The sequence below is a fragment of the Pseudodesulfovibrio sp. genome, from assembly GCF_028692895.1.
Classification (GTDB): Bacteria; Desulfobacterota; Desulfovibrionia; order Desulfovibrionales; family Desulfovibrionaceae; genus Pseudodesulfovibrio.
In genome coordinates this window covers 19,866-32,297 of record NZ_JAQUWN010000023.1, presented here as the reverse complement: position 1 = coordinate 32,297, position 12,432 = coordinate 19,866, and the positions used below count along the sequence as shown (strand labels likewise).

Here is a 12,432-nt window from a genome sequence, read left to right as displayed (position 1 = left end):
CTATAGCCACAACAGGAAAGAAGAAGGGCTCCTTGCGGAGCCCTTTTCGTTTACTTGCCGAGTTCGATGCTCCGTTCGCAGCACTTGAAGATGGCGTCGATGATGTCGCCGCGCATACCCTGGCGGTCGAAGTGCATCAGCGCCCGGACCGTGGTGCCGCCGGGAGAGGTGACCATTTCCCGGAGCTGGGGCACGGAGTGCTCGCTCTGGTCGGCCATCTTGGCCGAGCCGAGGAAGAGCCCCTTGACCATTTGCGTGGCCTGCGGCCGGGTCAGGCCCAGGGCCACGCCCGCCTCGATCATCGCCTCCATGAAGTAGAAGACGTAGGCCGGGCCGGAGCCGATGACGCCGGTGAAGGCGTCGAAGAGCCTCTCGGGCAGGATGTGCACCTGGCCGATGGCCTTGAACAGGCCGGGGATGAAGGCCCGGAGCTCGTCGCTCAGGTCCTTGTCGTCCAGGCAGACGGCGGAAACGGATTCACCCACCAGGGCCGGGGTGTCGGGCATGACCCGCACCACGGGGCAGCGGCCCTCGCTCCAGTCCCGGAACCGCTCAACGGTCAGTCCGGCGCAGATGGAGACCAGGCATTTGGACGCATCGAGGGAGGCGGCGATCTCCTTGACCACTGCCTCGGCGTACTGGGGCTTGACGGCCACCACCACGATGTCGCAGGCCTCGGCCAGGGACAGGACGCTGTCGTGCGCCTTGAGGCCGCAGGACGCGGCGAGCTGCGCGAGCTTCTCTTGGTGATGGTCGTAGCCGTGCCGTTCGATGTCGTCGCGGGAGGCCAATCCGTTCAGGATGGCCGATCCCATGTTGCCCGTGCCGATGAACCCGATTCTCTTGGTCATTATCCCACCAGCTCGTCGTCGTTGAAGAAGTAGGCCACCTCGGTCCTGGCGGTGTCGGGACCGTCGGAGCCGTGGCAGGCGTTGTTCTGGATGCTCATGCCGTAAGCGGCGCGGATGGTGCCTTCCTCGGCCTGGGCCGGGTTGGTGGCGCCCATCAGCTTGCGGTAGTTCTCGATGGCGTTCTCGCCTTCCAGGCAGGAAACCACCACCGGGCCGGAGATCATGTAGTCCACCAGCTCGCCGAAGAAGGGGCGCTCCTTGTGGACGGCGTAGAAGCCCTCGGCCTTGGCGCGGTCCATGCGCATCATCTTCATGCCTTTGATCTTCAGGCCGGAGTCGGTGATCATCTTGAGGATTTCGGCGATCAGGCCGCGCTCCACGGCGTCCGGCTTGATGATGGAAAAGGTGCGTTCGATAGCCATTAATGCCTCCCTATGGTTGTCTGTCTTATACGTATCGGCAGCAATTTGCCAGTCTTCCCCGGGGACCGCCTCGCGCGGGCCCCACCAATGGGTCATGCGGTCCCTAGTAAAACCGCGCGATCCACTAACAAAGCAACATGCGGTCGGACACGCCTTCGTCGCCGCGCAGTTCGGAAAAGCGGCGGAGCAGGTCATCGACCTTGAGATTTCGTTTTTCCTCGCCCGCGATGTCCAGGACGATCCGGCCCCGGTGAAACATAATCAGCCGGTTGCCCAGGGTGATGGCCTGGTTCATGTTGTGGGTGACCATCAGGGCCGTGAGGTTCTGGGACCGGACCAGCTCCTCGGTCAGCTCCAGGATCATGCTTCCTGTCTTGGGGTCCAGGGCGGCGGTGTGCTCGTCGAGGAGCAGCAGACGCGGCCGGACCAGGGTGGCCATGAGCATGGTCAGGGCCTGGCGCTGCCCGCCGGAGAGCAGGCCTGTGGAGGTTTTGAGCCGCTCCTCCAGCCCGAGGCCGAGCACGGCGAGCTTTTCCTTGAAGAAGGCGCGGTCCCTGGCCCGGATGCCGATTCCCAGCGTGCGGCGCTGGCCCCGCTTCATGGCCATGGCCAGGTTCTGCTCGATGGTCGCTCCGGCGCAGGTGCCGAGTAGCGGGTCCTGGAAGACTCGGCCGATCAGGGCGGCGCGCTTGTATTCCGGCCATTTGGTCACGTCCTGGTCCTCCAGGACGATACGGCCGCTGTCCAGCGGAAAGGTCCCGGCGATGGCGTTGAGGAACGTGGACTTTCCGGCCCCGTTGGAGCCGATGATGGTGATGAAGTCGCCATCCTTCACTTCGAGGTCCACGCCGTTCAGGGCCCGGACCTCGTTGACGCTGCCCAGGTTGAAGGCCTTGGTCACGTTGGTGATGGAGATCATCGTACGCCTCCCAGAAGCCTGCGTTTCATGCGCGGCATGACCAGGGCGAAGATGACCAGCAGGGCGGTGATCAGGTTCAGGTCGCTCGGGGTGAAGGAGAAGGAGCCGAGCTTGAGCCCCAGGGCCAGGGCGATGGCCACGCGATAGAGCACCGAGCCGAGCAGGGCGGCGATGAACGCGCGGGAGATGGTCTTGTCGCCGAACACGGTCTCGCCCACGATGACCGAGGCCAGGCCCGCGACGATGGTGCCAACGCCCATGTTGACGTCGGCCGAGCCCTGGTTCTGGGCCACCAGGGCCCCGGACATGGCGACCAGGGCGTTGGAGAGTCCCACGCCGAAAATGATGACGACGTCCGTGTTGACGCCCTGGCTGGTGATCATCTGCTTGTTGTCGCCCGTGGCCAGGAAGGCGAAGCCCTTCTCGGTGTGCAGGAACCAGATGAGCGCGGCCACGGCCACGGAGCAGATGACGGCGAAGAGGATGGGCGTCGAGACGTAGGAGGGCAGTCCGCTGAAGGCCTGGAACCAGTCCACCACCGTATCCTTGCCGAGCAGGCTCATGTTGGGCCGCCCCATGATGCGCAGGTTGATGGAGTAGAGCGAGATCATGGTCAGGATGGAGGCCAGGAGGTGGAGGATCTTGAACTTGGTGTTCAGGATGCCGGTGATCGCTCCGGCCAGGAAGCCCGCGCCCCCCGCCAGGAGGATGGCCAGCACCGGGGAATGGCCGGAAGTCACGACCACGGCGGCCACCGAGGCCCCCAGGGGCAGGCTGCCGTCCACGGTCAGGTCCGGGAAGTCGAGCACCCGGAAGGTCAGGTAGACGCCCAGGACCATCAGGCCGTAGGCGAATCCCTGCTCAAGAGCGCCGAATAGTGCGTAACTCGTCATGATTGTTTCCTAATTTCTCGCCGGAAGATGCCAGCCTCGCCCGCCCGGTCCGGAGGGCGGAAAAAAGGCGCGTTGCGGACAACGCGCCTTGTATACTGAATGCGCCCAATACGCAAATGGAGCCTATTCGACGACCTTGGCGGCGCGCTGGAGCAGGTCGTCGGACAGGGTGACGCCCATGGCGGCGGCCGACGCCTTGTTGACGTGCAGGTTCAGGTCGTTGAGGAACTCCACAGGCATGGCGGAGGGAGCCACGCCCTCGGCCAGGATGCGGTAGGCCATGTCGCCGGTTTGAAGGCCCATCTTGTAGTAGTCCAGGGCCACGGCGGCAATGGCTCCCCGGTCCACGGAGTCGACGTCGGCGGCGATGAGCGGCAGCTTGTTGTCCTTGCAGACCTTGACGGCGGACTCGATGGCCGAGACCACGGTGTTGTCCGTGGGCACGTACACGGCCTGGCAGCGGCCGACCAGGCTCTTGGCCGCCTGGTAGACGCCGCTGGAGTTGGCGATGGTCGCCTCCTCCACGGTCAGGCCGGCCTTGGCGGCCTCTTCCTTGAGCTTGTCCACCAGGACCACGGAGTTGGGCTCGCCCGCGTTATAGATGACGCCGATGGCCTTTACGCCGGGCACCAGCTCGCGGATCAGCGCCACGTGCTTGTCCATGGGGCTGAAGTCGGACATGCCTGTGATGTTGCCGCCGCCGGTGTTTTCGAGATTCTTGACCAGGCCGGCGGAAACCGGGTCGGTGACGCCGGTGAAGAGGATGGGCCGGTCATGAATCTTCTGTGCGGCGGCCTGCGCGCCGGGGGTGGCGATGGCCAGGACCAGGTCGGGCTGCTCGCCCATGATCTGGCTGATGATCTGGACGTTGGTGGCCGGATTGCCCTGGGCTATGTGCACGTTGGCCATCACGTCGAGTCCCTTCTCCTTGAGCCGGTCGATCACGCCGTTGCGCATGGCGTCCAGGGCGGGGTGTTCGACGATCTGGGTCACGGAGACCACATACTGTCTGGCCTGTGCCTGGCCGGCGACGAGCAGACAGAGCGCGGCCAGCAAAACGAACAAAATTTTCTTCATGGACGGATTCCTCCCTTGAAATAGTGAAGCGAAATTTTGAACTCGGGGGCTATTTGAAGTCAAGCGCTTTTGGGTACGGCAAAGAAAAGGCCGCGCGAAGCGGCCCTTGAAAATCGGTTGAAAACGGTCTCAGAAGCGGATTTCCTCCTCCTTGACCACCTTGAACGCCTTGTTGCCCTTGACCCGGCCGGGAAACCCCATGAACTTGCGCACGCCCTCGACCTCGGCTTCCAGCAGCTCGTCCTCGTCGGTGTCCAGCAGGATGATGTCGCCCTCCTGGAGATAGAGGAGCTGGCGGCCGCTGATGGAGGTGCGACCCAGACGGATGACCATCTCGACCGGCGTCTCCATGAGCCGCTCCTTGAAGCGGTTGATCCAGACGTGGTCCACCTCCAGCCGCTCGGACTGGAAGGATGCGTGCAGCTTGGAGCGGATGGGCTCCATGGTGGCGTAGGGCAGGCAGACGATGAGCGAGCCGATGGCGTTCTCCAGCTCCACCTCGAAGGTGACGACGATGACCACGTCTGACGGCGGCACGATGGCCGCGAACTGGGGGTTCACCTCGGTGCGGACCATCTCGACATGGACCTCGTGCACCGGTTTCCAGGACTCCTCCATGTTTGCCAGGGCGATCTTGACCACGCGTTCGACGATGGCCTGCTCGATGGGCGTGAAGTCGCGCCCCTCGACCTTGGGCTGGCTGCCGGCGCCGCCGAAGAAGTTCTCCACCAGGGCGAAGACCAGGCGGGAATCGACCACCAGCAGGGCGTTGCCGCGCAGGGGGTCCATCTTGAAGATGGAGATGGAGGTCGGCACCGGCAGGGAGCGCATGAAGTCGCCGAACTTGGACATGTCGATGGAGATGGGGTTGATGTCCACGCGCTTGCGCATGGTGTTGGCCAGCGCGTTGGTGCACAACCGGGAGAAGCGGTCGTTGACGATTTCGAGAACGGGCATTCGGCCCCGGATGATCCGGTCCTGGTTGGCCAGATCAAACGAGACCACGCCGGAGTCGTCCTCCGGTATCTCGGTCTCCGTCTCGACATCCCCTCCGGAAAGGCCCCGGAGCAGGGCATCGACTTCATCTTGTTCGAGAATTTTGCTCATCTGCGAAAAGCCTCACTCTCTTGCCGCCTGTGCGGCCCGGTTGCGTCCGGCTGCGACGTAATTTTGAACATCGTGGAAAGGTTAGCAAAAACCGGACCGCTCCTTCCCGGCTCATCGGCCGGACCGGCCGTTCTCTTTAAAAATTTGTTACACGCCAGCCGCTCGCAAGGCAAGCGCAGGGACCATATCACGCCCGGAATTTGTTAAAGAAGTTCTAGAAGTTTTTAAGATATTATAGAGTAACGCTAAAATAATCAATGAAATCAGCATGGATTTTGTCAGATGACGCACATGGCAAAAACGGTGTGCGACAACCCATGGACACAGGGGGGTGACGTGGAAAAAAAGGAGCGGGGCGAAAAAAATGCTATTCCGGCTTCATCTGGGAGAGGGGAACAAGCCGGACGGCGGTGTTCCGGCTTGCGGCCCATTCCCGGAGGCCGGCCAGGGTGGCCGGGTAGGGGTGGCCGATGGCGATGGCGCGACCCTGCTTGCGGGCCACGTTCTCTGCCTTCTTGAGCTGGAGGATGATGGCGTTCACGTCCTTGACGTTATCCAGGAAGATGTCGCGCTCGTAAAAGGGGACGCCCAGTTCACGGGCGACCTTGCGGCCCACGCTGTGCGGGGTGGTCAGGCTGTCCAGGAAGAAGAGGCCGCGCTGCCGGAATTCGTCCAGGGCGGCGCGCATGCCGGGGCCGTTCTCGGTGAAGCGGGAGCCCATGTGGTTGTTGACGCCGATGGCCCCAGGCACCCTGGCCAGGTTTTGGGCCACGCGGGCCCGCACCTGGGCGTCGGTCATGGTGATGAACAGGGCGTCGTCGCCGGGGTTGTATTTGGGGTATCCCTGCGGCTCCATGGGGAAGTGGACGATGAGGTCGTGGCCGGAGCTCTTGGCCAGGGCCACGCTCTCGTCCGTGTGGCTGGCGTTGGGCCAGACGGCCAGGGTCACGGGAAAGTCGAGCCGGACCAGCCCTTCGAGCACGGTCGTGTTCTCGCCGATGTCGTCGATGACCACGGCCAGTTGCGGGCCCTTCTTCTCGGGCCTGGGCAGGACGAAGGGAACAGTGCGCAGCAGCAGTCGATGGGTGGGCAGGGCGCCCACGCTGACTGCGGCCTCGGCCGTGCCGTTGTCGCTCAGCAGGGCTTCGGGCTCGCGCTCGGCCAGCCGCTCCTTGAGGGCCGTCAGGAAGGCGGCGGCGTCCCTGGTCTCGGGAATGCGCAGGACCTGGTAGTGGTAGCCCTGGCCGTCCTTGTGGCGGAGCTCCACGTCGAGCAGCTCCAGGTCGGCCAGGTTCAGTCCGAGGCGGCGCATGGCCTCGATGATGGCCAGGTCCACCTCCTTGACCTTGTCCTCGATGGTGGAGGTCTCTTCCTCGTAAATCTTTGGGGCGGCGGGAACCGGTTCTGGACGGGTGACGACCTCGGGCGGGGGCGTCTCCTCGGTGGCCAGGTGGTAGCCGAACCAGAGCAGGCCGCCGATGGCGACGGCAAAGAGGAAAACAAGAGGACCGGGTCGGTAGAGCTTCGCAAGGAAGCTCCCGGACCCGGCCGTCTCTTTCTTTTCGTCGGGACGCTCGTCCATGAAAAGTCGTCGTCTCCGCTAGTTGATTTCCCTGAGCTTGGGCAGGCTCTTGACCAGCTCCAGGGCCATGCGCAACTGGTTGTCGCGCGCCAGGCGGTCCTTGGCCAGTTCGGCGTCCTCGTTCTCGCCTTCGCTCTTGTCGCTCCTGCCCTTGTTGCCGTTTTCCAGATGGCGGTTCAGGTCCTTCTCGCGAACGATGAATCGGTCGCGCATCTCCATGTCGTCATCCTTGGGCGGGGCCACGAAGGGAATTCGAAGGTCGGGCTCGATGCCCAGCGCCTGGATGGAGCGGCCCTTGGGCGTGTAGTAGAGGGCGGTGGTCAGCTTGATGGCCGAGCCGTCGGCCATGGGCACGATGGTCTGGACCGACCCCTTGCCGAAGGAACGCTCGCCCACGATCAGGCCGCGATTGTGATCCTGCAGGGCGCCCGCCACGATCTCGGAGGCGGAAGCGGAGCCCGCGTTGATCAGCACCACCAGGGGCACGGTGACCTCCTCGGCGGTGCGGGAGGCGAAGAAGTCCTTGCGGTTGGCCTTGTCCTTGCCCTGGATGTAGACGATGGTTCCTTCGTCGATGAAGGTGTCGGCCACGGAAACGGCCTGGCCGAGCAGGCCGCCGGGGTTGTTGCGCAGGTCGAGGACGATGCCCTTGAGCTCGTGGCTCTTCCGGTATTCCGCGATCTTCTCGCGCATGTTCTTGGTGGTTGACTCGTGGAACTTGGTCAGCCGCACATAGAGATAGCCGTCCTCCAGGGACATGGACTTGACGCTGACGATGGGGATGGTGCCCCGGACGATGGCGATTTCCTGCGGCTTGTTGGAGTCCTTGTGCAGGATCATCAGCTTGACGGTGGTGCCCTTCTTGCCCCGGATGCGCTTGACCGCGTCCATGAGGCTCATGTCCTGGGTGGACTCGCCGTCGATTTCCAGGATCAGGTCGCCCGCGAGCATGCCCGCCTTGTCGGCCGGGGTGTCCTCGATGGGAGTGACGCAGGTCAGCCGTCCCTGGTCCAGGCTGATTTCAATGCCGATGCCGCTGAACTTGCCGGAGGTGTCCACCTGCATCTCCTTGTAGTCCTCGGGAGTGAGGTAGGAGGAGTGCGGGTCGAGCTGCTCGATCATCCCCTTGATGGAATTGTCGATCAGCTCCTTGCGGGTCACGGGCTTGACGTAATAGGTCTCCACCATGTCGAGGACCTGGGAGAAACGCTTGAGGGCCTCGAAGTGGTCGTTCTTGGCGGCCATTGTCGGGCCGGGAGCAACCGTGAGGGTGAAGAGAAGGATGAACGTGGCAAACCAAAGCGCAATCCGCATGAAAGCCTCCCGTAATTCGGCGTCGGTTGGGTAGGCCGGCTCGCCGCCCTAGGGCAGTGAAGTCAACCAGAGTTTCGGATTAATTGGTTTTTGGTGAAAACGCAATTCAAAATACAGTCCGGGCCCGTCGGCCTTGGGATAATAGCCGACCACGCCAAGGGGTTCGTCCTTTTCCACCTCCTGTCCGTTGCGGACGAAGGCTTGCGACAAGTAGGCGTAGAGGCTGTAATAATCGAATCCGTGATACACGATGACCACGTGGCCGAAGCCGCGAAGGGTGTCGTTGTGCACCACCTTGCCCCAGAAGATGGACTGGACCTGGGCGTTCGCCGCCGTGCCGATGCCCAGGCCGCGCGCCGGGGGCTGCGACGAGGGGTTGAAGCCGGACACCAGCCGTCCCTTGACCGGCCACGGGAGCATGCGCTGGTACAGGGCGAAGCGTTTGGTCTTCTGCGACTGCAACTGGTACTTGAGCTCCTGGATGGTCGCCAGGATATCGTTCAGCTCGCCTTCGAGGCCCTCGCGTTGCCTTCTGATTTTCTTGAGGTTCTTGCGCAGGGCGTACTTGTTGCCGAGAAGCCGGTCCTTGTTCTGGTTGATCTCGTCGAGCTGCTGCTCGGCCTCGTGCTCCAGGAGCCGCTGCCGCTCCAGGTTCTGGGCGATGCGTCGGGAGTTGTCCCGGGCCTCGTCCAGCTTGCCGCGGGTGGCCTCGTAGATGTCGGAGAGCCAGTTGAAGCGACGGTCGAACATGTCCCAACTGTCCACGCCCTTGAACCGGGCCCGGATGTTCTGGAGATGCACGGGCCACAGGGTCCGCATCAGGCCGGAAAGCTCCAGGGCGATACGCTGCTTCTCCTTTTCCAGGGCGAAGTGGTCCTGGCGGGCCTTGTGCTCGCTCTCCCGGATTTCGCCCAGGACCTTTTCCTGGGCGTTGATGCGGCCGCGCAGAGTGCGGATGTCGTCCTCGATGTCCGAAAGGCGGGTGGAGATGTCCCCGGCCTTGCGGGTCAGCTCCCGGACCTCCATCTGCTTTTCGTCCGCGCGCCGGTGCTCCTTCTGAAGGGATTCGTGCAGGGCCTCGGGCACGGCTTCAGCCGAGCTGTCGGGCGCAGCCTCGGACGGCTCCTGGGCCGAGAGGGCGGCCGGACAGAGGAGGGCGGCCAAAAGGAGGATCAACGCGAGTCGCATCGGGCTCTAGGTATCCAGAAAGGGTCCAAGCGGGCAGCTCTCGCACAGTCCCGCCTTTTTCTTGCACCAGTCCTTGCCCACGCGCACGAGGAGCGCATGGTACTCGTTGTAGAGTGCCACATCTTCGGGCAGGGCGTCCATGAAAACCGCCCGCAGGGCGTGATAGTCCATATCTTCGTCCGCCAGGCCGTGGCGGCCGAGCATGCGGAAGGTGTAGGCGTCCACCACGAAGGTGGGCTGTTCCAGGGCATAGAGCAGGATGGCGTCCGCCGTCTCCGGGCCGATGCCGCTGATGCCGAGCACCCTGGGCCGCAGGGAATGCAGCGGCCATTCCCTGAGAGTCGTGATGTCGAAGTCCGCCTCCTCGCCGAGAAAGGCCAGGAAGTTGCGCAGCCGCTTGGTCTTGATGTTGTAATAGCCCGCCGGACGGATCAGCTCGGCCAGCTCGGACGGGGGCAGCCCGTACATGGCCTCGGCGTCGAGCAGGCCGCGCGACTTGAGGTTGCCGATGGCCTTCTCCACGTTCCCCCAGTTGGTGTTCTGGGTCAGGATGGCGCCAACGGCGATCTCGAAGGGCGTCTCCCCCGGCCACCAGTCGCTCGGCCCCAGGGCGGCGCGCATGGCCTCGAACATGGCGAGCAGCGTGTCGGCCGTGCGCACGGCTACGCCCCGACGTTTTCCCAGATCAGGGCCGCCCATTCGCCGTCGATGCGGCGCTCGGGCTCGTCCAGCCCCTGGCGCACGTAAGCCCCGGCCACGGCGTCGGCCTGGCGGTCGGCCAGGATGCCGGAGAGGATGAGGTTGCCTCCCTCGCGGACGCGCGGGGCCAGCAAGTGGGCGATCTCGATGAGCGGGCCGGAGAGGATGTTGGCCACCACGGTGTCGAACTGGACGGACTCGTCCAGGCTGTCCACGGTGCCCACGGTCAGGGTGACGGCGTCGGCCACCCCGTTGGCCGCCACGTTCTCGCGCGCGCAGACCACGGCCTGGGGATCGATGTCCACGGCCAGGCCGGTCAGGCCGAGCTTGCACAGGCCGATGGCCAGGATGCCCGAGCCGGTGCCAAGGTCGAGGAATGCCCCGCCCGCCTTGATCCGGCCCTTTTTCATCAGGTCGGCGATGACCTGGAGGCAGAGCGAGGTGGTGGGATGGTGGCCGGTGCCGAAGGCCATCTTGGGCTCGATGGTGATGCAGGTGTGGCCGTCGGCGCACTGGTCCTGCAGCCACGGCGGCACGATGGTGAAGGTTTCGCCGCAATTGACCGGGATGAAGAAATCCTTCCAGGCCATGGCCCAGTTCTCGGACTCCTGCTCGCTGTGGGCGACCTCGCCCGCGGGGAACCGGGCCTCGAACTCGCGCACCATCTCCATGCCCAGGGGATGGTCCTCCAGGTAGAGGGTGAAGTGGCGCTGGTCGCCTCGGGGCGTCTCCTCCCACCCGTGGGGGGCGCGGGCGGCGATGAAGACCCCGGCCGCGTCGGCCTCGGTCTCGGGAACGTTGAACTCGATCTTCAGAAGGGTGGACATGCGGTCGTCTGCTCTCTTTTGGATATGAGAGGGCCGGGAAACTGTTTCCCGGCCCTCGGTTATGGCGATGTTGCGGCGCTAAAACACGCCGTCGATGAAGGCTCCCTTGCCGGTGTAGGCGAAGCCCTGCACCGTGGTCTTCTGATCCTGCTGCGCGGCCTCTGCCTTGACGACCGGGGCCTGCACCCGCTCCAGGCGCTCGGGAGCGGGTTCGATGTCGCGCCTGGCCCGTTCGTACCGGTCCGGGGCGTACTCGCTGATGGGTTCGGTTGCCGTGATGTCGCTCATGGCTGGACCTCCGTCTCCCGTGTACCCTCTTTGGCCCGGACGGGTCAAGGAATGGGCTACAGCGCCGTCAGGACCTTGTCGAGGACGGCCATGAAGACCAGGATGTCCGCCTTCTCGACGACCAGGGGCGGAACCAGCCGCAGGATCTTGCCCTGGGTCAGGTTGCAGACCACCTTGTTGGCCAGCAGTCCGCTCCAGACCGCCTTGCCGTCGCAGCTCAGCTCGATGCCGAAGAGCAGGCCGAGGCCGCGCGCCCCAGCAATCTTGTCCGGGTGCTTGAGCCGCAGCTTCTCCGCCTCGGAGGCGGCGAAGGCCCCCATTTCGGCGGCCCGCTCGGCCATGTGTTCGGAGACCATGATGTCGATGACCTTGGCGGCCACGGCCGAGACCACGCACCCGCCGCCGAAGGTGGAGGCGTGGGAACCGGGCTCGAATCCCTTGGCCGCCTCGTCGGTGCAGAGCACCGCGCCCATGGGCAGGCCGTTGGCCAGGGCCTTGGCCGAGGTGAAGATGTCCGGGGTGATGCCGTAGTGCTGGTGCGCCCAGAACCGCCCGGTCCGGCAGACGCCGGTCTGGACCTCGTCCACGATCAGCAGCAGGCCGTTCTCCTTGCACAGGGCCACGATGTCGTTCACGTAGTCCTGGGACAGGGGGCGCACGCCGCCCTCGCCCTGGACCATCTCGATCATGATGGCGGCGGTGTTGGCGCCGATGGCGCCCCGCAGGGCGTTGACGTTGCCGAAGGGCACGGTGACGAACCCCTGCGGCAGGGGATCGAAGCCGTCCTTGATGGGCCCGTACTGACCGGTGGCCGTCAGGGTGGCCAGGGTCCGGCCGTGGAAGGAGTGGTCAAGGGTGATGACCTCGTACCGGTCCTCGCCCCGGACCTTGCGCATGTAGCGCCGGGCCAGCTTGATGGCCCCCTCGTTGGCCTCGGCCCCGGAGTTGGCGAAGAATACCTTGCCCGCCGCGCAGGTGGACAAGAGCTTCTCTGCCAGGTCGAGCTGCGGTTCCTGGTAGAAAAGGTTGCTGAGATGGACCATCTTGCGCGCCTGCTCGGCCATGACGTCGGCCAGGTCGTCCCGGCCGTGGCCCAGACTGCACACGGCGATGCCCGCCAGGAAATCCAGGTATTCCTCGCCGTCCAGGTCGTAGAGCCTGCACCCTTTGGCCCGGGAGACGGCCAGGGGATACCGGCCGTAGGTGTTGCAGAGAAGGTTGCCGGTCCGTTCTTTTATCGCTTCGAATTTATTGCTCATTGTCAT

General features: G+C 64.4%; 13 protein-coding genes. All 13 read right to left on the bottom strand.

Annotation, left to right across the window (positions count from 1 at the left end; translation table 11 throughout):
• Nucleotides 1-50: 50 nt before the first annotated feature.
• Nucleotides 51-851, bottom strand: coding sequence for a pyrroline-5-carboxylate reductase (proC, locus tag PHP91_RS07830; RefSeq protein WP_300139301.1), 801 nt, complete (start codon nucleotides 849-851; stop codon nucleotides 51-53).
• On the bottom strand, nucleotides 851-1,273 hold the full coding sequence (gene ndk / locus PHP91_RS07825; RefSeq protein WP_300139299.1) for a nucleoside-diphosphate kinase: 423 nt from the start codon (nucleotides 1,271-1,273) through the stop codon (nucleotides 851-853). Before ndk ends, proC begins: the two co-directional genes overlap by 1 nt.
• 124 nt (nucleotides 1,274-1,397) lie before the next feature.
• Nucleotides 1,398-2,192, bottom strand: coding sequence for an ATP-binding cassette domain-containing protein (locus tag PHP91_RS07820; protein WP_300139297.1), 795 nt, complete (start codon nucleotides 2,190-2,192; stop codon nucleotides 1,398-1,400).
• Nucleotides 2,189-3,085, bottom strand: a complete 897-nt coding sequence (locus PHP91_RS07815) for an ABC transporter permease (protein ID WP_300139295.1) — start codon at nucleotides 3,083-3,085, stop codon at nucleotides 2,189-2,191. The genes PHP91_RS07820 and PHP91_RS07815 overlap by 4 nt, the downstream gene beginning before the upstream one ends.
• A gap of 123 nt (nucleotides 3,086-3,208) precedes the next feature.
• Nucleotides 3,209-4,162, bottom strand: a complete 954-nt coding sequence (locus tag PHP91_RS07810) for an ABC transporter substrate-binding protein (RefSeq protein WP_300139293.1) — start codon at nucleotides 4,160-4,162, stop codon at nucleotides 3,209-3,211.
• 129 nt (nucleotides 4,163-4,291) lie between these two features.
• On the bottom strand, nucleotides 4,292-5,269 hold the full coding sequence (gene fliM, locus PHP91_RS07805; RefSeq protein ID WP_300139291.1) for a flagellar motor switch protein FliM: 978 nt from the start codon (nucleotides 5,267-5,269) through the stop codon (nucleotides 4,292-4,294).
• Between the two features lie 367 nt (nucleotides 5,270-5,636).
• Nucleotides 5,637-6,851, bottom strand: a complete 1,215-nt coding sequence (locus PHP91_RS07800) for a divergent polysaccharide deacetylase family protein (protein ID WP_300139289.1) — start codon at nucleotides 6,849-6,851, stop codon at nucleotides 5,637-5,639.
• Between the two features lie 18 nt (nucleotides 6,852-6,869).
• Nucleotides 6,870-8,165 carry a S41 family peptidase gene (locus tag PHP91_RS07795; RefSeq protein WP_300139287.1) on the bottom strand — a complete coding sequence of 432 codons (1,296 nt, stop codon included), beginning with the start codon at nucleotides 8,163-8,165 and terminating at the stop codon, nucleotides 6,870-6,872.
• A gap of 48 nt (nucleotides 8,166-8,213) precedes the next feature.
• Entirely contained in the window at nucleotides 8,214-9,353 is a 1,140-nt protein-coding gene (locus PHP91_RS07790) for a peptidoglycan DD-metalloendopeptidase family protein (RefSeq protein ID WP_300139286.1), read from the bottom strand.
• Nucleotides 9,354-9,359: 6 nt separating this feature from the next.
• The gene (locus PHP91_RS07785) at nucleotides 9,360-10,013 is read right to left on the bottom strand and encodes an endonuclease III domain-containing protein (RefSeq protein WP_300139284.1); all 654 of its coding nucleotides are present in this window, start codon (nucleotides 10,011-10,013) and stop codon (nucleotides 9,360-9,362) included.
• A gap of 2 nt (nucleotides 10,014-10,015) precedes the next feature.
• Nucleotides 10,016-10,879, bottom strand: a complete 864-nt coding sequence (gene prmA / locus PHP91_RS07780) for a 50S ribosomal protein L11 methyltransferase (protein WP_300139282.1) — start codon at nucleotides 10,877-10,879, stop codon at nucleotides 10,016-10,018.
• A 78-nt stretch (nucleotides 10,880-10,957) separates the two neighbouring features.
• Entirely contained in the window at nucleotides 10,958-11,167 is a 210-nt protein-coding gene (locus PHP91_RS07775; protein ID WP_300139280.1) for a hypothetical protein, read from the bottom strand.
• Between the two features lie 56 nt (nucleotides 11,168-11,223).
• Nucleotides 11,224-12,426, bottom strand: coding sequence for an aspartate aminotransferase family protein (locus PHP91_RS07770; RefSeq protein WP_300139278.1), 1,203 nt, complete (start codon nucleotides 12,424-12,426; stop codon nucleotides 11,224-11,226).
• Nucleotides 12,427-12,432: the final 6 nt, after the last annotated feature.